Source organism: Dyella ginsengisoli LA-4 (genome assembly GCF_000334915.1).
Lineage (GTDB): Bacteria > Pseudomonadota > Gammaproteobacteria > Xanthomonadales > Rhodanobacteraceae > Dyella_A > Dyella_A ginsengisoli_A.
Window position 1 is genome coordinate 1 of the sequence record NZ_AMSF01000086.1, and the last position, 19,604, is coordinate 19,604.

Annotated in this window: 21 protein-coding genes; 14 read left to right on the plus strand and 7 right to left on the minus strand. The window is 68.6% G+C overall.

Annotation, left to right across the window (positions count from 1 at the left end; genetic code table 11):
* The first annotated feature begins 596 nt into the window (after positions 1-596).
* Positions 597-1,592 carry an integron integrase gene (locus C693_RS0118400; protein ID WP_052329421.1) on the plus strand — a complete coding sequence of 332 codons (996 nt, stop codon included), beginning with the start codon at positions 597-599 and terminating at the stop codon, positions 1,590-1,592.
* A 235-nt stretch (positions 1,593-1,827) separates the two neighbouring features.
* Here the strand turns inward: C693_RS0118400 and C693_RS0118410 are convergent, their stop codons facing one another.
* Together C693_RS0118410 and C693_RS0118415 are read right to left on the minus strand one after the other, a co-directional pair.
* A complete protein-coding gene (locus C693_RS0118410; RefSeq protein ID WP_017463757.1) occupies positions 1,828-2,100 on the minus strand; it encodes a hypothetical protein in 273 nt (90 codons plus the stop codon).
* Positions 2,097-3,359, minus strand: a complete 1,263-nt coding sequence (locus tag C693_RS0118415) for a flagellar hook-length control protein FliK (RefSeq protein ID WP_017463758.1) — start codon at positions 3,357-3,359, stop codon at positions 2,097-2,099. Before C693_RS0118415 ends, C693_RS0118410 begins: the two co-directional genes overlap by 4 nt.
* A 216-nt stretch (positions 3,360-3,575) precedes the next feature.
* On the opposite strand from C693_RS0118415, the gene C693_RS0118420 reads away from it, so the two are divergent.
* From C693_RS0118420 to C693_RS0118480, 13 genes are all read left to right on the plus strand, one after another.
* Complete coding sequence (locus tag C693_RS0118420) at positions 3,576-3,899, plus strand: STAS domain-containing protein (RefSeq protein ID WP_017463759.1); 324 nt, start codon at positions 3,576-3,578, stop codon at positions 3,897-3,899.
* Positions 3,900-3,912: 13 nt separating this feature from the next.
* The gene (locus tag C693_RS0118425; RefSeq protein WP_017463760.1) at positions 3,913-4,275 is read left to right on the plus strand and encodes a response regulator; all 363 of its coding nucleotides are present in this window, start codon (positions 3,913-3,915) and stop codon (positions 4,273-4,275) included.
* A 14-nt stretch (positions 4,276-4,289) separates the two neighbouring features.
* The gene (locus tag C693_RS0118430) at positions 4,290-6,266 is read left to right on the plus strand and encodes a chemotaxis protein CheA (protein WP_017463761.1); all 1,977 of its coding nucleotides are present in this window, start codon (positions 4,290-4,292) and stop codon (positions 6,264-6,266) included.
* A gap of 156 nt (positions 6,267-6,422) precedes the next feature.
* The gene (locus tag C693_RS0118435; protein WP_043599295.1) at positions 6,423-8,132 is read left to right on the plus strand and encodes a methyl-accepting chemotaxis protein; all 1,710 of its coding nucleotides are present in this window, start codon (positions 6,423-6,425) and stop codon (positions 8,130-8,132) included.
* 65 nt (positions 8,133-8,197) lie between these two features.
* On the plus strand, positions 8,198-8,695 hold the full coding sequence (locus C693_RS0118440) for a chemotaxis protein CheW (RefSeq protein ID WP_017463763.1): 498 nt from the start codon (positions 8,198-8,200) through the stop codon (positions 8,693-8,695).
* Positions 8,696-8,813: 118 nt separating this feature from the next.
* Positions 8,814-9,320: a chemotaxis protein CheW gene (locus tag C693_RS0118445; RefSeq protein ID WP_017463764.1), complete on the plus strand. Its 507-nt coding sequence runs from the start codon at positions 8,814-8,816 to the stop codon at positions 9,318-9,320.
* An 11-nt stretch (positions 9,321-9,331) separates the two neighbouring features.
* Complete coding sequence (locus C693_RS0118450; RefSeq protein ID WP_017463765.1) at positions 9,332-11,065, plus strand: methyl-accepting chemotaxis protein; 1,734 nt, start codon at positions 9,332-9,334, stop codon at positions 11,063-11,065.
* 3 nt (positions 11,066-11,068) lie between these two features.
* Entirely contained in the window at positions 11,069-11,962 is an 894-nt protein-coding gene (locus tag C693_RS0118455; protein WP_017463766.1) for a CheR family methyltransferase, read from the plus strand.
* Positions 11,959-12,636, plus strand: coding sequence for a chemoreceptor glutamine deamidase CheD (cheD, locus tag C693_RS0118460; RefSeq protein ID WP_017463767.1), 678 nt, complete (start codon positions 11,959-11,961; stop codon positions 12,634-12,636). The genes C693_RS0118455 and cheD overlap by 4 nt, the downstream gene beginning before the upstream one ends.
* Before the next feature lie 106 nt (positions 12,637-12,742).
* Positions 12,743-13,834 carry a protein-glutamate methylesterase/protein-glutamine glutaminase gene (locus C693_RS0118465; protein ID WP_017463768.1) on the plus strand — a complete coding sequence of 364 codons (1,092 nt, stop codon included), beginning with the start codon at positions 12,743-12,745 and terminating at the stop codon, positions 13,832-13,834.
* 14 nt (positions 13,835-13,848) lie between these two features.
* Positions 13,849-15,030 carry a methyl-accepting chemotaxis protein gene (locus C693_RS0118470; RefSeq protein WP_043599287.1) on the plus strand — a complete coding sequence of 394 codons (1,182 nt, stop codon included), beginning with the start codon at positions 13,849-13,851 and terminating at the stop codon, positions 15,028-15,030.
* A 10-nt stretch (positions 15,031-15,040) separates the two neighbouring features.
* Positions 15,041-15,346, plus strand: coding sequence for an STAS domain-containing protein (locus C693_RS0118475; RefSeq protein WP_017463770.1), 306 nt, complete (start codon positions 15,041-15,043; stop codon positions 15,344-15,346).
* Between the two features lie 110 nt (positions 15,347-15,456).
* Positions 15,457-16,302 (plus strand): hypothetical protein, encoded by an 846-nt coding sequence (locus C693_RS0118480; protein WP_017463771.1) that lies wholly within the window; start codon positions 15,457-15,459, stop codon positions 16,300-16,302.
* Positions 16,303-16,340: 38 nt separating this feature from the next.
* Here C693_RS0118480 and C693_RS0118485 read toward each other — a convergent pair whose 3' ends face one another.
* The 5 genes from C693_RS0118485 to cdd all read right to left on the minus strand — a co-directional run bounded on the left by C693_RS0118485 (position 16,341) and on the right by cdd (position 19,479).
* Positions 16,341-16,703, minus strand: a complete 363-nt coding sequence (locus C693_RS0118485; protein WP_017463772.1) for a hypothetical protein — start codon at positions 16,701-16,703, stop codon at positions 16,341-16,343.
* Positions 16,704-16,802: 99 nt separating this feature from the next.
* A complete protein-coding gene (locus tag C693_RS0118490) occupies positions 16,803-17,390 on the minus strand; it encodes an NUDIX hydrolase (RefSeq protein ID WP_017463773.1) in 588 nt (195 codons plus the stop codon).
* A 175-nt stretch (positions 17,391-17,565) separates the two neighbouring features.
* Positions 17,566-18,486 (minus strand): 5'-3' exonuclease, encoded by a 921-nt coding sequence (locus C693_RS0118495; protein WP_017463774.1) that lies wholly within the window; start codon positions 18,484-18,486, stop codon positions 17,566-17,568.
* Positions 18,468-19,055 (minus strand): nitroreductase family protein, encoded by a 588-nt coding sequence (locus C693_RS0118500; RefSeq protein ID WP_017463775.1) that lies wholly within the window; start codon positions 19,053-19,055, stop codon positions 18,468-18,470. The genes C693_RS0118495 and C693_RS0118500 overlap by 19 nt, the downstream gene beginning before the upstream one ends.
* Positions 19,056-19,059: 4 nt before the next feature.
* The gene (gene cdd / locus C693_RS0118505) at positions 19,060-19,479 is read right to left on the minus strand and encodes a cytidine deaminase (RefSeq protein ID WP_017463776.1); all 420 of its coding nucleotides are present in this window, start codon (positions 19,477-19,479) and stop codon (positions 19,060-19,062) included.
* Between the last annotated feature and the right edge of the window lie 125 nt (positions 19,480-19,604).

Genomic DNA, 19,604 nt, shown 5'->3' on the forward strand with positions numbered 1-19,604 from the left:
ATGAAGATTGGCAGTGGCCCGAAAGCCTGGGGCAAAGGCGTCATGCACCCGGGGTTGATCGGAAGTCTCTTACGGAGTTGTTAGGTCTAATGCACTGCAACGGCTGTGCCTTTTTGTGTATTGACCCGCCAGCTAGCTACTACTGTGCCATTGATCTTGTAGGTGACAATGAATAGGTGGGTAGTGTCCAGGACGCCGGGCTCAACGGGGCGCTTGACCAACCAAGTGCGCACCTTAGTGTCATGCCACCAACTATCAGGGTTGTCCACAGCGCGAATCTTGGCCTGCTGCGTAGTTACTACGATACGAATTGCAGTGGTTGGAGAACTTTGCTGAGGGTTGCCTGCCCACACGGTAGTTGCTGCAGCGAGCGACACACATGCACCGATGATTGATTTGAACGACTGATGCACAGCTGACTCCGCTGAGACCTAACGCTTAGTAGACCCCATATCTGGGGTGTTGCACCGAGTATGCCTGAGGCTCCAGACCGCCAACAAGCGACAAATTCCTACATGTCATCAAGCGGTTACGTGACTGTGTCGGCGACGTTTGGATCGCATGCTGCTCGTGTTACACGGCGGATGTGAGGGTGTATGAGTTACGCAGGCGGAAACGAGGGTGTAACAGAGGCGAATTCGCCGCGGTTGCTGGATCAGGTGCGTTCGCGTTTGCGGCTCCGGCACTACAGCCTGCGGACGGAGCAGGCGTACATCGGTTGGATACGACGCTTCATCCTGGCCAACGGGAAGCGGCATCCTCGTGACATGGGGGTGATGGAAGTGGAGGCCTTTCTCAGCAGGTTGGCGACCGATGGCAAGGTTGCGGCCGGGACGCAGAACCAGGCGTTGTCTTCACTGTTGTTTCTCTATCGCGAAGTGCTGGGCGTGGAATTGCCGTGGATGGAGACGGTGGTGCGCGCCAAGCGCCCCCGTCGTGTACCGGTGGTGCTATCGCGCGACGAGGTGGGGCGGCTGCTCGCTCGTCTCGACGGGCAGTACGCGCTGATGGCTTCGCTGCTTTACGGAGCGGGCATGCGTCTGATGGAATGCATCCGGTTGCGGGTGAAGGACGTGGACTTCGGTCGGAACGAGATCTGCGTGCGCGACGGCAAAGGTGGCAAGGATCGTCGCGTGCCGCTGCCGAAGAAGTTGCACGAGAGTCTGCGCCTGCAGATGGAGCGCGTGGCGGTCATCCACGGTGAGGATCTCGCCGCCGGCTTCGGTGCGGTCTGGCTGCCTCATGCGCTGGCCCGCAAATACCCCTCGGCTCAGCGCGAGCTGGGTTGGCAGTATGTTTTTCCGGCAGCGCAACGTTCACGCGACCCGCGCGATGGCACCGAGCGGCGCCACCACGTGGGCGAGACGCAGTTGCAGCGGGCGGTGAGGTCGGCACGGATCCGTGCCGGTATCGTCAAGCCGGCCACCTGCCACACCCTGCGCCACTCCTTTGCGACCCACCTGCTGGAAGCGGGGCAGGACATCCGCACCATCCAGGAGCTGCTCGGTCACAAGGATGTGGCGACCACGCAGATCTACACACATGTGCTCAACCGGGGTGGGATGGGCGTGGTCAGTCCGCTGGATCGGTGAGGGTGGCGGTCCGGGCGATGGGGTGCGATGAAAAGGGTGTCGGGGCTGAAGCCCCTCCCAAAAGGGATCGCCGCGCGCGGTCCAGCAGAGGAACGAGCTGGCGCGGGCGGCCCTGCGCAGTCTTCGCGGGTGTTGCAGGAGCCCGCTCGCGGGCGATGCTTTTTTGTTTCGATGTGGATCAGGATCAGGAGCAGGAGCATCGCCCGCGAGCGGGCTCCTACGGGGGCGAGGTTGCCTAGAGCTTTTCGCCGGAGGCCTCGTACACGCAGGCCAGCACCGAGGCGGCGGCGGCGTAGAGCGTGCCGGGCACGTCGTCGCGCAGGCGCAGCGAGGCGAGCAGGGCGGCAATCTGCGGGTCCGGATGCAGCGGGATGCCCTGGTCGCGGGCGCGGGCCAGCAGCAGGTCCAGGGTTTCGGCCGGGACGCGTGGCGCGGCTGGCGCGTCCTTGCCGCCGGTGCCCAGGCGCAGGGTGACGCGGCGTTGCGGATTCGGTAGCGACTGGGTCATGCCTGGGCCTTCAGCAGGTTGGCGGTCTGGCGGCCGGTGCCGCGCGGCAGGCCGGTCTGGCAGGTGAGCTGGTCGAGCAGCAGGCCGCAGGCGGCCAGGCGCTGGCGCAGGGCGGTGAACTGCTGCTCCAGCCGGTCGGTGGTGCTGGCGCGTTCGGCCCACAGCCGCACCGACAGGCGCAGGTCGTGCAGGTGCAGCTCGCCCTGCACCGGGCCGAGCGTGGGCAGGTCGATGGCGAAGCCGAGCGTCCATTGCCGCGGTGGCTCGCCTTCCGGGCCCGGCACGTGATCGAGCTGCAACTGCAGGATGTCCTTGCCATCGCGGCTCTTGATCGGGATCTCGGTCATCCACGCCGGCACGGTGGTGGCTTCCAGCTGGGCCACCTCCACCCGGGCCAGCGCGGCACGTACGGCAGTATGCAGTTGGGTCAGCACCGGCGTCGGGTCGTCCTCGGCGCCCAGCCGGGTGAGCTGGGTGGCCAGCTCGGCGGCGCGTGCCTGCGGTTGCACGCCACGCTGGAGCAGCGGCGGCGGGGTGTCCAGTTCGGATCCGGACAGCGCCGGTCGCGCGGTCTGCGAACTGCCACTGGCGCTGGCGCTGCCACGCGGCGGGGCGTAGCTGGCGAGCAGGTTGGACAGCTTGAGCAGGACCGCCTTCCAGTCGTCCTCGCCCACGTTGGAGGCCAGCAGCGGCCCCTGGGTAAGGCTGGACTCCATGAACAGCCCGCTGCGCACGATCGCCTCGCGCAGGCCGGCGCCGGTGGTGACATCGGCCGGCGTACGGATCGCCTGCTCCAGTTGGGCCAGCACCGGGCGCAGCTCGGCCGGGATCTGCCGCATCACCGGTCGCTGCGACAGCGCCTGCACCGAGGCCAGCAGCGGGGCGAAGCCGTTCTGCTGGGGCAGCCGTTCGCGCATGGCGATCTGTGCGGTGGATTCGGCCACCTGCGGCAGCATCACCTCCAGCGTGGGCTGGCTGCCCAGGCTGAGTACCCGCACCTGGAACTGCGCCGGCAGCGCCGCCTGGGTCTGGCCGGGCAGCAGCATCGATCGGGGATCGGGGGCGCCGCCGCCACCGGACTGGCCGGACAGGTCCGCCTCCACGGCCATCCCGCCCACCTGCAGCAGGATCTTGCCCTGGTCGGTGACGCCCAGCGGTCGCGCGGACAGCACCACTCCGATGCGCCAGCTCTCGGCGGTGGTGCCGGAGGCGGCGCCGAGCCAGGTCAGTGCGGCAAGGCTGGTGGGTTGGATGATCAAGCGAGGCTCCTTCGCCCCACGGCGGAGATCGTGCAGTCAGACGGCGGCTTGTCGAGGGCTAACGGCCGCGCGCGCGGGAACTTTAGCCCCGTGTGCGCAACCGCACGGAATGCCGGACGCGGTGACGATCGGAGCACCGGCCGCTAAAGCCTCGGCCGCCCCCGCCGATAAGCCCCCCGAGCGAAACACCGGCCACACCGCCGACGGGACAAGTGCATGGGCAGCAAAGCGTCATCGAAGAGCAAACCGACCGGGGCCGCGGCAGGCATCGTGCTGCCGGCGGACTGCCGCCTGGGCGCACTCGACACCCTGGCGCCGCAGTTGCGCGAAGCCGCCGGCGGCGGCGCCGCCACGCTGGACGGCGCGGCGGTGGAAAAGGTCGACGGTGCGGCGATGCAGCTGCTGGTGGCGTTCCGCCGGGCAGCGGTGACGGCCGGCGGCAGCGTGTCCTGGGCCGGGGCGAGCGAAGTATTGCACGAGGCGGCCAGCCTGCTGGGGCTGGGCGCGGAACTGGATCTGCCGGCCGTCCGGTCGGCCTGAAACGAGGTGGAAGATGGCAAAGATTCTTGCAGTGGATGATTCGGCGTCGATGCGCGGCATGGTCGCGTTCACCCTGCGTGGCGCCGGCCACGAGGTGAGCGAGGCCGAGAACGGCCAGCTGGCACTGGACCAGGCCAAGGGCGGCAAGTACGACCTGGTGCTGGCCGACGTGAACATGCCCGTGATGGACGGCATCTCCATGGTGCGCGAGCTGCGCACGCTGCCCGAGTACAAGGGCGTGCCGATCCTGATGCTGACCACCGAGTCGCATACCGACAAGAAGATGGAAGGCAAGGCTGCCGGTGCCACCGGCTGGCTGGTCAAGCCGTTCGATCCCGAACAGCTGCTGGCCACCGTCAACCGCGTCCTGGGCTGATCCGGAGAACACCGATGGCCAACGTCAGCATGGCGCAGTTCCACCAGGTCTTCTTCGAGGAGAGCCTGGAAGGACTCGACAACATGGAAACGGCGCTGCTGGCGCTGGACGAGGGTGGCGACAAGGAGTTGGTGCACACCATCTTCCGCGCTGCCCACTCGATCAAGGGCGGTGCGGCCACGTTCGGCTTCCCGGAGATGTCGGCCTTCACCCACGAGGCCGAATCGCTGCTGGACGAGCTGCGCGACGGCCGTCGCCCGATCGACAAACCGATCATCGAGCTGCTGCTGCGCAGCGTGGACTGCCTGCGCGGCATGTTCGCGCGTGCCCAGGCCGGGCAGCCGTTGAATGATGAGGCGGCCGAAGCCTTGCGCGGGGAGCTGGCGGCGGCGATGGGGCGTGAAGCGGCCACCGAGGTGAAGGCGCGTCGCTCCGGCGACCACGCCGACGCCTGGGTGATCCGCTTCCGCCCTCATCCGGGCATGGCGGCCAGCGGCAACGACCCGCTGCGCCTGATGCGTGAGCTGAAGGCGCTGGGCGAGATGAAGGTCACCGCCGAGCTCGACAAGCTGCCGGCGCTGGACAAGCTCGAGCCGGGCGAGTGCCACATCGGCTGGACCATCGAGCTGCGTGGCCAGACCAAGCGCGACGCGATCAAGAGCGTGTTCGACTGGGTCGAGGACGAGTGCGATCTCAGCATCGAGCCGCTGCACGTGGTGGCCCCGCCGGCCGCCGCCGAGGCGCCGAAGGCGGCCGTGGCCGACGTGGCCACCGCGCGCGCCGCGCGCGAGGGCGCCCCGGCGGCCAGCGCCGAGTCCAGCTCGGTGCGCGTGTCGATCGACAAGATCGACAGCATGATCGACCTGGTCGGCGAGCTGGTGATCACCCAGTCGATGCTCGACCAGTTCCGCGAGAATTTCGACATCGCCAAGCTGGCGATGCTGCAGGAAGGGCTCACCCAGCTGGCGCGTCACACGCGCGAGCTGCAGGAGAGCGTGATGGGCATCCGCATGCTGCCCATCGGTTCGGTGTTCAACCGCTTCCCGCGCCTGGTGCGCGACCTCAGTTCCAAGCTGGGCAAGAACGTACGCCTGGACATGCACGGCGAGCACACCGAGCTGGACAAGACGGTGCTGGAGAAGATCGGCGACCCGCTGGTCCACCTGGTGCGCAACGCCATCGACCACGGCCTGGAAATGCCCGACAAGCGGCGTGCGGCCGGCAAGGTCGAGCAGGGCACGCTGCGCCTGGAGGCGTTCCACCGCGGCGGCTCGATCGTGGTGGAAGTGGCCGACGACGGCGCCGGCCTGAACCGCGAGGCGATCGTCGCCAAGGCGGTCCAGCGCGGCCTGATTTCCTCGGGTGAGGGCATGAGCGACGAGGCGGTGGCGGAGCTGATCTTCCAGCCCGGCTTCTCCACCGCCGCCGTCACCACCGACCTCTCCGGTCGCGGTGTGGGCATGGACGTGGTCCGTCGCAACGTCGCCGATCTCGGCGGCTCGGTGACCATCCGCTCCACGCCGGGCAAGGGCAGCGTGTTCACCATCGTGCTGCCGCTCACCCTGGCCATCATCGATGGCCTCAGCGCCGCGGTGGGCGAGGAGAGCTACATCGTGCCGCTGGTTTCCATCGTCGAATCGGTGCAGCTCAAGCCCGACGCGATCCGCAGCGTGGCCGGTGGCGGCGAGCTGTTCCGCTTCCGCGGCGAGTACCTGCCGGTGATCCGCCTGCACGAGGTGTTCGGCTGTGCCGGCGCGGTGAAGAAGATCGAGGACGGCCTGATGATCGTGGTCGAGGGCGACGGTTCCCGCGTGGGCCTGTTCGTCGACGGCCTCAACGGCCAGCAGCAGGCGGTGGTGAAGTCGCTGGAGGCCAACTACCGGCGGGTGCAGGGCGTTTCGGGCGCCACCATCCTGGCCGACGGTTCGGTGGCGCTGATCGTGGATATTGCCGGACTGGTGCGTCTGCAGAGCCGTCGCAAGGCGGCCTGACATCGCGCGATGTGGCGTGGGGGCGCCGCGGTTTGTCGTTGGGGGAATCGCCGTCGTCGGAAAACGACGGCAACCGGCTCGGTCCGGTCCTGCGTGCGCAAGGAATACCCCGGGGTACGCGCATCCCCGCTTTGACGAAAACCGCTGGTGGATACGATGCGTAAGCTTTCCCATTTTTTCGATCGCCTGAGCCTCAATGCGCGGGTCTGGCTGGTGATCGTCCTGGTGATCGCCGGTCTGGCGACCCTCACCGTGGTCACGGCGCTGGAGACCCGCAAGCAGCAGATGGCGGCGCTGGAGGTCGACCTGGCCAACCACGTGGACAGCGCGATGGCGATCGCCGAGTCGTTCCGCCAGCGTGCCGCTGCCGGCGAGTTCGATCAGGCCGAGGCGCAGAAGCGCGCGCTGGCGGCGATCCAGGCGATGCGCTGGGACAACGGCACCGGCTACCTGTTTGCGCTGGATTCGAAGCTGGTGTTGCGCATGCATCCGATGCGCAGCAAGGATATCGGCAAGTACGTGGGCGACGAGCACGACCGCAACGGCACGTCGCAGTACCGACTGATGGTGGAGGCCGACCAGAAGGACGGTCATGGCCTGACCGAGTATGTGTGGCCGATGCCGGGCACCAAGAAGATCGAGCCGAAGATTTCCTACAGCCAGTGGTACAAGCCGTGGGACCTGCATTTCGCCACTGGCGCGTACTACGTGAACATCGACGCGGCCTATCGAGCCAACCTGGAGGCGCAGCTGCTGCGTGCCGGGGTGATCGGCCTGCTGGTGATTCTGGTGGTATGGCAGTCGATGCGCTCGATCCGCAACAACATCGGCGGCGAGCCGCGCTTCGCGGTGGCGATGGCCTCGCGGATCGCCGACGGCGACCTGCAGCGGCCGGCGGACGAGCCGGCGTTCGGTGCGGACAGCCTGCTGGGTGCGTTGCAGCGCATGCGCGACAAGCTCACCGGCATCGTGCACGAGGTGCAGCGCGGCTCGCAGGTGGTGTCCACCGCCGCGCAGCAGATCGCCAGCGGCAACGACGACCTGAGCCAGCGCACGCAGGAGCAGGCCTCCTCGCTGGAGGAGACCGCCGCCTCGATGGAGGAGATGACCTCCACCGTGAAGCAGAGTGCCGAGAATGCCAGCCACGCCAACCAGCTGGCGGCCAGTGCCCGCAAGCAGGCCGAGCACGGCGGCGAAGTGGCCGGCCGGGCCAGCGAGGCGATGCGCGAGATCGAGGCGGCCAGCCGGCAGATCACCGACATCGTCCAGCTGATCGACGAGGTGGCCTTCCAGACCAACCTGCTGGCGTTGAACGCGGCGGTGGAGGCCGCGCGTGCAGGCGAGCAGGGTCGCGGCTTCGCGGTGGTGGCCACCGAGGTGCGCAACCTGGCCCAGCGCAGTGCGGCCGCGGCGAAGGACATCAAGGCACTGATCAACACCACGGTGGACAAGGTGCAGGCCGGCAGCACGCTGGTGGACGAATCGGCGGCGGCGCTGGGCGAGATCATCGGCAGCGTGAAGCGGGTGACCGACATCGTGGCGGAGATCGCCGCGGCGGCGCAGGAGCAGTCCACCGGCATCGACCAGGTGAACCACGCGGTGACGCAGATGGACGAGGTGACCCAGCAGAACGCGGCGCTGGTGGAGGAGGCCTCCGCTGCGGCGCGCGCGATGCAGGAACAGTCCGCCGCGCTGGCCGAGCAGATGCGCTACTTCCGCACCCACGAGGCCGATGTCCCGGCCATGCGGGAGGACATCCCCGTCCGGGCGCCGGCTCCGCCGGTGACACGGGCGGCCCGGGTGCCCGCGGCGCCCCGGGCACCGGTCACCCAGCCGGTCGCCGCCGGCGCGTGGCAGGAGTTCTGAATCCGCACGAAGCACCGCCGGCCGCGTCCGGCGGTGTCGCTTTACCGCCCCAAGGAGGACAGCTCATGACCGATACCCCCGACAGCCTGCGCACCCGGTACCTCACCCTGATCCTGGGCGACGACCTGTACGCCGTGCCGCTGGGTGCGGTGAAGGAGATCCGCGGCAGCTGCGCCAGCGTGGCGCTGGAGGGCGTGCCGCCCTACGTGGTCGGCCGGCTCGACCAGCCCGGCGTGGCCGCCCCGGTGGTCGATCTGCGCCGCCGGCTCGACATGCCGCAGGCGCAGGCCGGCGCTCCGTCAGTGCATGTGCTGCTCGAGCGAGGCAGGCGCCCGCTGGTGGTGCGCGCTGACGCGGTGGCCGACGTGGTCGACCTGGGCATTCCCGACGAGCCGGGTACGACCGAAGGGCCGGATGCCCGCGCCGACCTGGCGTGGCTGCGCGGCGCCGCGGCGGCTGCCGACCGCATGGTGCTGATGCTCGATGTCGACCAGCTGGTCGCGCCGGCCGACCGTGCGGCGGTGGATGCCGCGATCGCCGCCGACCAGGCCCGCGCGGCCTGATTTTCCCGCCCCGAGTGGCCGTTCGCGGCCACTCAAGTTCCTCGTCCTGCGGCCGATCTGCTCCCTGATAGCAACAAGCGCCAAGCGCCCTGCGCGCTCCCCCGCACGAGGTCCTTCCATGTCTGACGCTGCATCCCACGACGCCCCGACGTCGCAATACCTCACCCTGAACCTCGCGCAGGAGGAATACGGCGTGGATATCCTCGCCGTGCGCGAGATCCGCGGCTGGACGCCGGTCACGCGCATTCCCCAGGCGCCGCCCTACGTGCTGGGCGTGCTCAACCTGCGCGGCGCGATCGTGCCGGTGATCGACATGCGCCTGCGCTTCGGCCTGCAGCGCGAGGAGTACACCCCCAACACGGTGACCGTGATCGTCGCCGTGGGCGGGCGCAATTTCGGCGTGGTGGTCGATGCCGTGTCCGACGTGCTGGACGTGAAGACCTCCGAGTTGCGCCCGGTGCCCGACATGGGCACCACCGTGGACACCGAGTACCTCAAGGGTCTCACCGCGGTCGAGGACCGCATGGTGCTGCTCCTGGACGTGGACAAGCTTTTGCAACCGCAGGACGCGCAGATGCTCGAGGCCGCGCTTCCTCCGGCCGCTGAAGTCAAAGCCGTTGCCTGACAGGAAATTCCATGAAACTGCCCAAGCTCTCGTTCAAGCTCCCTTCCCTCAACCTGCGCTGGCGCCTGCGGCTGGTGCTCGGCCTGCTGATGCTGATGCTGGTCATCGGCGCCGTCATCGGCTTCGGTTCGATGCAGCTGCAGAACGAGGCGCTGCGCCGCACGTACCAGGATGAGCTGGTCCCGGCCAACCTGATCAGTTCGCTCAACCGGCACTCCCTGCTGTCGTTCATCACCCTCGGTGAGGCGGTCAGCAACGTGAGCAAGCCGGATCAGGTCAAGCAGAAGGTGGCCGACTACCAGAAGCAGCAGGACATGATCGCCGCCGACGAGAAGGCGTTCGATGCGCTGCCCAAGAGCGACGCGATCAAGAAGCAGTACGCCAAGTACAAGGCCAGCGACTCGGACTACCAGAGCGGCATCAAGGACATCATCGATGCGCTCAACCACGGCGACACCGGTGCCGGCGACGTGCTGGACATGGAGGTGCGGCCGTTCCTGATGGATCGCCAGGAGCAGCTCAGCAAGCTGATCGACCTGCAGCGCAACGAGGCGCAGGGCATCTACGAGGCGCAGATTTCCCGGGTAAAGGTGGTGCGGGCCTTCAGCCTGGTGGCACTGGGCCTGGGCATGGCGTTCGCCCTGTTCCTGGCGCTGGCGCTGAGCCGCTCGATCATCGGCACCCTGGCCTATGCCGGCAAGATCGCCCGCGAGATCGCACAGGGCAAGCTCGGCCACGATATCCAGGTCAACCGCAAGGACGAGCTGGGCGAGCTGCTCGACGCGTTCCGCACGATGGATCTGCGCCTGTCCTCGATCGTAAGCGAGGTGCGCAGCGGCTCGGGTGAAGTGAGCACGGCCGCCCAGCAGATCGCCCGCGGCAACGACGACCTCAGCCAGCGCACCCAGGAGCAGGCCTCCTCGCTGGAGGAGACGGCCTCGTCGATGGAGGAGATGACCTCCACCGTCAAGCAGAATGCCGAGAACGCCAGCCACGCCAACCAGCTCGCCCGCGGCGCCCGCGAACAGGCCGAGCGCGGTGGCGAGGTGGTGACCCAGGCGGTGGTCGCGATGAAGGCGATCAACGAGTCCAGCCGCAAGATTTCCGACATCGTCAGCCTGATCGACGAGATCGCGTTCCAGACCAATCTGCTCGCGCTGAATGCGGCCGTCGAGGCCGCCCGCGCCGGCGAGCAGGGCCGCGGCTTCGCGGTGGTGGCCACCGAGGTGCGCAACCTGGCCCAGCGCAGCGCGAATGCGGCCAAGGAGATCAAGGGCCTGATCAAGGACAGCGCCGAGAAGGTGCACAACGGCACCACGCTGGTCGACCAGACCGGCAAGTCGCTGGCCGAGATCGTCGACAGCGTGAAGAAGGTGACCGACATCGTCGCCGAGATCGCCGCGGCCAGCGCCGAGCAGTCCGCCGGCATCGACCAGGTGAACCACGCCGTGATGCAGATGGACGAAATGACCCAGCAGAACGCCGCCCTGGTGGAACAGGCCGCTGCCGCTGCCCGCGCCATGCAGGAGCAGGCCGGCGAGCTGTCGCAGCAGGTGGGCTTCTTCCAGCTCGACGAGTCGGTCAGCCAGGTGGCGCCGTCGGTGACCACCCGCGCCAAGGCCGTGGCGGCCGAGGCCGAGGCGGTGTTCGCCGCGGTGCGCAGCACCCCGGCCCAGCCGGCTGCCCCCAGGGCTGCTCCGCGCTCGACCGAGGCGGTCGATTCCGGCGCCTGGAAGGAGTTCTGAGTCATGGCCGCGCCCGTCATGACCGATGATCGCGTCGCCTCGGCGGGTTCCTCGGCGGCGGGCCTGAACGGGCCGACGCTGCAGGACGCCGAGTTCGCCTTCCTGCGCCAGTTCGTCTACGACCAGTGCGGCATCGCACTGAGCGACCAGAAGCGGCAATTGGTGCAGGGGCGTCTGCAGCGGCGCCTGCGCGCCCTGCGCCTGCGCGATTTCAGCGAGTACTGCGAGCTGCTCAAGCGCGACCCCGCCTCCGAGCTGGGCGAGCTGGCCAGTGCGATCAGCACCAACGTCACCGCGTTTTTCCGCGAGATGCATCACTACGACCTGCTGATCGAGAAGCTCCTGCCGGAGTGGATCGAGCAGAAGCGTCGCGACGGCGGGCGGCTGCGGATCTGGTCCGCAGGCTGTTCCACCGGCGAGGAACCCTACGCCATCGCCATGGTGCTGGCCGAGGCGCTCGAGCGCACCGGCGCCAAGATCGACGCGAAGATCCTGGCCACCGACCTGTCGCCGCAGGCGCTGGAGCAGGCGCGCCGCGGCGTGTACGCCTTCGACCGCCTGGGCGGGGTCAGTGACGAGCGTCGCAAGCGCTGGTTCCTGCGCGGGCAGGGCGAATACGACGGGCTGGCCTCGGTGCATCCGCGCCTGCGCGAGCTGGTCACCATCCTGCCGTTGAACCTGTTGCACGACTGGCCGATGCAGGGTCCGTTCGACGCGATCTTCTGCCGCAACGTCGTCATCTATTTCGACAAGCCGACCAAGGAAAAGCTGTTCGCCCGGTATGCACGCATGTTGCCGTCCGGCGGCTATCTGTTCCTGGGCCACTCCGAGTCGATGCACGGACTGAGCAACGATTTCGAACTGATCGGACGCACTGTCTACAGGAAGCGCACATGAGCGCTGTCGCCCAGGTCGCCACCGTCGTCCCCGCGCTGAGTCATTTCGACCCCGGCCGGGTCATGCCTGGCTTCGAGCACATGCGCCGGTTCTGGGACCCGACGCTGTCGCGTTACAACGTGAAGGTGCTGCCGGGCGAGTACTACATCAGCCGGCAGGACGAGATGATCTCCACCGTGCTCGGCTCGTGCGTGTCGGCCTGCATCTATGACCGGCGCCTGCGGCTGGGTGGCATGAACCACTTCATGTTGCCCGAGCCTACCGGCGAGCGCAGCGCCGAGCGCGACAGCTGGTCGGCCACCGTCGGCCGCGCCGCGCGCTACGGCAACGACGCGATGGAGCACCTGATCAACGCCCTGTTGAAGGCGGGCGGCCGGCGCGAGGACTGGGAAATCAAGATCTTCGGCGGCGGCAAGGTGCTGACCCAGATGACCGACGTGGGCCAGCGCAACATCGCCTTCGTCAAGCGCTACCTGGAAACCGAGGGGCTGCCAGTGGCGGCGTCCGACCTGGGCGACATCTATCCGCGCCAGGTGCAGTTCTTCCCGACCACCGGCAAGGCGCGCGTGCGCCAGATGCGCGGTCGCGACGAGGCGGCCCTGGTCGATCGCGAGAAGCAATACCTCAAGCAGTTGGCAAACGATCCGATAAAGGGAGAGGTCGAGCTGTTCTGAGCGGGGGCCCCTGTGGGGTCCAGGCGTGGCGCCGATGGCGCCGGAGCAGCCGATCGGTCGGCCGCAGTCGCGGCGCAGACAAGACGAAGTCGAGAGAGAACGGGCAATGGAAAAAGTGCGAGTCCTGGTGGTCGATGATTCCGCGCTGGTGCGGAAGCTGATGTCGACCATGCTCTCGAGCGATCCGCGCATCGAGGTGGTCGGCACCGCGCCGGACCCGCTGATCGCGCGCGAGAAGATCAAGCAGCTCAACCCCGACGTGCTCACGCTGGACGTGGAGATGCCGCGCATGGACGGCATCACCTTCCTAGAGAACCTGATGCGGCTGCGGCCGATGCCGGTGGTGATGGTGTCCTCGCTGACCGAGCAGGGCGCCGAGGTCACGCTGCGCGCGCTCGAGCTGGGCGCGGTGGATTTCTTCACCAAGCCGAACAGCGACCTGGCCAGCACGTTCTCCGACGGGGCGCAGGAGATCTGCGCCAAGGTCATCGCCGCCGCCGGCGCCAAGCCGCGCGTGCGCACCGAAGTGCGCAAGCTGGACGTTCCGCCGCGGCTCTCGGCCGATGCGGTGCTGCCGCGCGCCCAGGGCGCCGGTACCCGCGGCGGCAGCCCGCTGATCGCGATCGGCGCCTCCACCGGCGGCACCGAGGCGATCCGCGTGGTGCTGGAGCAGATGCCGCCGGATGCGCCGCCGGTACTGATCACCCAGCATATTCCGGCGGCCTTCAGCGGCCCCTTCGCGACCCGCATGGACCATTGCTCGGCGATGCGCGTGTGCGAAGCCCAGGATGGCCAGCCGATCCAGCCCGGCCACGCCTACATCGCGCCCGGCGGCCAGCATCTGCTGGTGATGTGGGACGGTGCCAAATATGTCTGCCGCTTGCATGACGGCCCGCCGGTGAACAGGCACAAGCCGAGCGTCGACGTGCTGTTCCGCTCCATGGCGGCCAGTGCCGGCGCCGCCACGGTCGCCGCGCTGCTCACCGGCATGGGTGACGACGGTGCGCGAGGCCTGCTCGAGCTCAGCCAGGCCGGTGCCCGCACCGTGGTGCAGGACGAGGCGACTTCGGTGGTGTGGGGCATGCCCGGCGCCGCCTGGAAACTCGGTGCGGCGCGCGAGGCGCTGCCGCTGGACGAAATCGCCGCGCGCCTGCTGCAGATGGCGCGCCAACCCCTCAAGAGCGCCGTCGGCGCATGATCGAGCCCAATCCCATGCAAGCCATCCTCCGCTTCTTCCAATCGCGCCTCGCCGTCGGCCTGCCGGCCAGCATCGTGGCTCTGCTGGTCAGCCTGTTCTGGCACCCGGCCTGGCTCGCGCCGCTGCTGGTGGTGCTGCTCACCGCGGTGTGGATCGTCGAGAGCCGCCGCGTGCCGCCGGCACCCGAGGTGGAAGCCGCGTCGCCGGCCCACGTCGAGCCGGTGCGCGAGGCGCTTGAAGACGTGCGCAGCGCCCTGGTCGACGAGCTCGGCCACGCCACCCGCGAGCTGCACCAGGCGATGGACCTGCTGCGCGACGCGGTGCTGGAGCTCGGCGGCGGCTTCGATGGCCTGTCGCGCAAGACCGGCCAGCAGCAGTCGCTGCTCAAGCAGATCATCGACGTGCAGAACGGCGAGGTGTCGGTGCAGGACTTTGCCGGCCGCACCTCCGACCTGCTGGAGCACTTCGTCGGCATGATCGTGCAGATGTCGCGCGAGAGCCTGCGCATCGTCTACCGCATCGACGGCATGGCCAAGGAGATGGACGCGGTGTTCGGCCTGCTGAAGAACGTCAACACCATCGCCGAGGAAACCAACCTGCTGGCGCTGAATGCGTCGATCGAGGCGGCGCGCGCCGGCGAGGCCGGTCGCGGCTTCGCGGTGGTCGCCGGCGAGATCCGCAACCTGGCCAGCCACTCCAACCAGTTCAACGACCAGATCGGCAGCCACGTCGAGCGTGCCCGCGGTGCGATGGAGCAGCTGCGCGGCCTGGTCGGAACGATGGCCTCGCAGGACCTCAACGTGGCGCTGTCGGCCAAGGGCGGCATCGACGCGATGATGAGCCACGTCACCGAGTCCGACGCGCGCACCAGCGCGGTGGCCGACCAGGTGGTGGAGATCAACCGCGGCCTGGGCAGCGACGTGTCCACCACGATCCGCTCGCTGCAGTTCGAGGACATCCTCAGCCAGCTGATCAACCAGACCCGCACCCGTCTGGTCGAGCTGCAGGAGGTGATCTCCGACAGCACCCGCGACATCGAGGACCTGGCCTGCGGCGGCGTGGAAGACGATGCGATCGCCCAGCGCGCCGAGCAGGTGCGCAGCCGGCTGGCGATCCAGCGCGAGAAGGCCCGCCTGCGTGCGCGCGGCCCGGCGCTGCAGAGCTCGATGGACGCCGGCGAAATCGAACTGTTCTGAGGTAATAGCCATGAGCCTGACCGTCCACCACGACAGCGAGAACGACAGCCTGACCCTGCAGCTGGGCGAGCGCTTCGACTTCTCCGTACATCGCGATTTCCACGACGCCTGCCTGGGTGCCCAGGTGCGCGCGCGCAGCTACATCGTCGACATGAGCGACGTCACCAGCATGGACAGCTCCGCGCTCGGCATGCTGCTGCTGCTGCGCGAGCACGCCGGCTCGGACAAGGCGGAGATCCGCATCGTCAATGCCGGCAGCGAGCTGCGCAACACGTTCAAGGTGGCCGGCTTCGACAAGCTGTTCGTGCTGCACTGAGATCGCTCCGGCGCTGGTGGCGTCGGGGCGGCTCTGGCATCGTACCGGGGCATCGCGGCCGGGGCAGGGAGGGCTTGCCGCCCGGCGACGCGTGTCCATGGAGGAACACGATGCCGTCAACCATCCGCAAGGCCGGCTTCGTGCTGGCCTTTGTTTTGGGCGCCGCCCGGGCGGCCACGCCGTTGCCCGACCCCATGCGCGTGCCGATCCGGCTGGAACATGGCCTGCCCACCACACAGGCGACGATCGGCGGCAAACCGGTGACGCTGTTCATCGATGTGGGCAACTACCAGGTGGTGGGCCTGAAGACCGACGTGCTTGCACGCTTGCCGGTGACCTTCACGGGCGACGCCGAATCGTGGCGCGACGCCAGTGGCCGGTTGTTCACCTCGCGCATCTTCCGTGCCACCGGCCTCGTCGCCGGACGACTCACGGCGACGCAGTTCGACGGCAACGAGCTGGTGGGGGACGCCGGCAAGGCGGGTTACCCCCAGGATGGTCTGATCGGGTTCGGCCTGCTCGGGCGATACCAGATGGTGTTCGACGAGTCGGGTGGCGAGCTGCGGCTCTATCCGGCATCGGCCGAAGGCGTGCTCGAGGCCGAGTGCGGCAGCGTCGGCGGCCCGCTGCGCCTGGAGAATGGCGTGATGGTGTCCGAGGTGCAGACCGGAAAGGGGCCGCTGCGGGTGCAGTGGGACACCGGTGCCGCTGCCGACGTGCTGCGTCCCTCGGCGATCGCCAGCCGGGTCGAGGACGCGGACCTGCTGCGTCGCTTTACCTTCCAGCGCTTCGAAGTGGCCGGTCAGCCGGCCGGTCCCTGGAAGTTCATGTTGCGCCAGTTCACGGCGCCGGACGTCGACGCGGTGCTGGGCAGCGGCTTCTTTGCCCGCCACGTGGTGTGCCTGGACCCGGTGCACGGGCGGGTGGCGTTCCGGCAAAAGAAAACGGGGGCCTGAGGCCCCCGTTTTCTGGCAGTGGGTTTGACTGGATCGTCTTACCAGGTGCGCACCGAGGCGATGCTCACCGTGTAGGTGGCCATGTCGGAGGAGTAGCGGAACAGGCGACCCAGGTCGAAATCGACCGACTGGCCCGGGGCGATGTTGGTGGTGCCGGCCGGCCAGCCCTTCTTCTCCTGGATCACGTTGCCGTTGGCGTCCTTCGCGGCAATGGTGATCTGGGCAGCAGCCGGCTCGGCGCAGTGGTTGACCACCTGGCCCTTCATCATCATGCGGGTGCCCATCCCGGCGCCGGAGGCGGCGACCTTGAAGTCCTGGATGGCGAAATCGGTCGGCGCGCAGGCGGCATGGGCAGCCAGCGGGGCCAGCAGCAGCACGGCGGAGGCGAGCAGGGTCTTCATGAGCAGGATTCCCTCGGGGATGGATGGAGACAGTTGCTGAGGGAATCGGCGCTGCGCGGGAAATCTTTAGCTCCCATCGCGCAACTTGTGTGATGTGGATCACATTTCGTGCGTGATGTGTTCGGCCTGCCCGCCGTGTTCCAGGAACCACAGTCCGGCGAACAGCTTGGGGTCGATCGAATAGCCTTCGGCCGCCCGGGCGAACAGCCAGGCGCCGGCCTCGGCCCTGGGCACCTCGTGGACGATGATGTCCTCGCTCTCGTCGCCGCCTCCGGGGCCGACCTTTTCCAGCTCCCAGGCGCGCGCGAAGGCGATCATCTCGGTGCTCATGCCCGAGGACGACGGGCCTTCGTGGATGAAATCCATCCGGCCGCAGCGGTAGCCGGTCTCCTCTTCCAGCTCGCGCGCTGCGGCGATCAGCGCGCCTTCGTCGGCCTGTTCGGCAAGGTCGCCGACCAGACCGGCCGGCATCTCGATGGTCCGCTGCAGGATCGGCACCCGGTATTGCTCGACGAACAGCACGCGGTCCTGGGGTGTCACCGCCAGGATGATCACCGCACCACCGGGGTTGTTGCGCTCCACGTACTCCCAGCGACCGCGCTGTCGCAGGGTCAGCCAACGGCCCTGGTAGAGGGTTTCCACGGGAGCGTGGGCGTCGGGTGGCGTCGGCAGGGTGTCGGGATTCATTCGCGCATGGTGCCCCGCGCCAGCGCTGCGCTCAACCACCGGCGCGCCTTCGCGGGAGGGGCTTCAGCGCCGACGCTTCCGCGGGCCGACGTCGGGGCTGAAGCCCCTCCCACGAGTTCCCTTTGACCGTGAAGCAGCCCGATACCGGCCGCCGGTGCGGCGCACTGGGAAAGCCTCAGTCGTCGGCCAGCGCGCGCAGGCGCGCACGGGTCAGCGGGCCGAAGCGCAGACGCTCGCACAGGGCATCGAGCGTGCCGGTGTCCACCGGTGCACGGCGCAAGCCGTCCACGTGGTCGGTCACCGGCGCGTCCAGTGCGATGCGGGTCAGCCGGCGGTACAGCCGTGCCATCTCTCCGTGCTCGCGCAACCGCGCGGCGCAACTGGTGGCGCCGCGCAGGCGCAGGAACGGCACCTCGTCGACCCGCTCCAGCAGCGCGTCCAGGCTGCCGAAGTGGGCCAGCAGCGCGGCGGCGGTCTTGGCGCCCACGCCGGGCACGCCGGGGATGTTGTCCACCGCGTCGCCGCACAGGGCGAGGTAGTCGGCCACCTGGTGCGGGTGCACGCCCAGCTTTTCGTGCACGCCGTCCGGGCCCCAGCGCAGATTGCGGGCGAAGTCCCATTGCCGGTCGTGCTCGCCGAGCAGCTGGCCGAAGTCCTTGTCGGCCGACACGATCACGCTGGGAATGCCGTGGCCGCGCAGGTGCCACAGCGCGCTGCCGATCAGGTCGTCGGCCTCGAAGCTGTGGTCGATCAGCACCGTCACGCCCAGCGCCGCGGTGACCTCGCGGCACAGCACGAACTGATGCTCCAGGTCCGGCGGCGGCAACTCCCGGTTGGCCTTGTAGGGTGGATAGATCGCGTTGCGGAACGAGCTGGTGAGCGAGGCGTCGAAGGCCACCGCGACACGCTCCGGTCGCGTCTTCTCCAGCAGTTCGCACAGGAACCGGGTGTAGCCGTGCACGGCGTTGACCGGGTGGCCGTCGACGTCGTGGAACTCGTCCGGCATCGAGTGCCATGCGCGGAACACGTAGAGGCTGCCGTCGACCAGATGTGCCGACGGATGGGCGGCAGACGCGCTCACACCGGGTCGCGCCATTCGCTGAGCAGGTCGTCCACCCTTGGCCGTTCGCGGTCGGGCACTTCGGCCTGCAGCGTGCCGATATGCACGAAGCCGACGACCTGCTCATGCTCGCCCAGCCCGAGCAGCGAGGCGACCTCGCTGTCGTAGGCGGTCCAGCCAGTGAGCCACTGAGCGCCGAAACCCAGCGCCTCGGCGCCCAGCAGCAGGTTGTAGGCCACGCAGCCGGCGCTGAGCTGCTGCTCCATCGGCGGCACGCTGCTGGTGGTGTCGATGCGGCAGACCACCACCAGCACCAGCGGCGCGAAGGTGTAGCGCGTGCGTTCCTTTTCGCGCTTGGCCTCGGACAGTTCCGGGTTGCGCGCGATCGCCCGCGAGGCCAGCCGTTCGCCGAAGCGCAGCTTGTGTTCGCCGCGCAGGGCGATCAGGCGGAACGGCACCAGCTTGCCGTGGTCCGGCACGCGCACGGCCGCTTCCAGCAGGGCATGCAGCGTGGTCGGGTCGGGTGCCGGGTCGACCAGCTGGCGCGACGGCGGCGAGTGGCGCCGGTGCAGCAGGGCGAGCGCGTCGGCAGGGGTGTCGGTCATGGCATCACTCGTGGGTATGGGGGAGGCTGAACGAGCCTGGCAGCAGTTCGGCCACGCTGACGCGCTGCACGCGCTCGCCCAGGTGGCCAAGCAGTACCGGCATCGCCTGGTCGCACAGCTCGGCCATCACCTGGCGGCAGGCGCCGCAGGGGCTGACCGGCGCCGGGGTGTCGGCGACCACGGCCAGCCCGGCAAAGTCGCCGGGTCGGCAGCCGGCGGCGATCGCGCTGAATAGCGCGGTGCGTTCGGCGCAGTTGCACAGGCCGTAGGCGGCGTTCTCCACGTTGCAGCCGCGGAAACGGCGTCCGTCGCGGGTCAGCACCACGGCGCCGACGCGAAAGCGCGAGTAGGGGGCGTAGGCAAGCAGGCGGGCGGCGCGGGCGTCTTGCAGCAGTTCGTCGACAGGCAGCTGGTCTGGATCCATCAGGGTCTCCGCGGTGACCCCGCCGGACGCCTCCGGGCAACCGGCGGCGGGCCAGTCTACTGCGCCCGGGGCGACCGGTTCATCCCTGCCGATCGGCATCCGCGGGCAGGGTCGCCAAGCGCCTG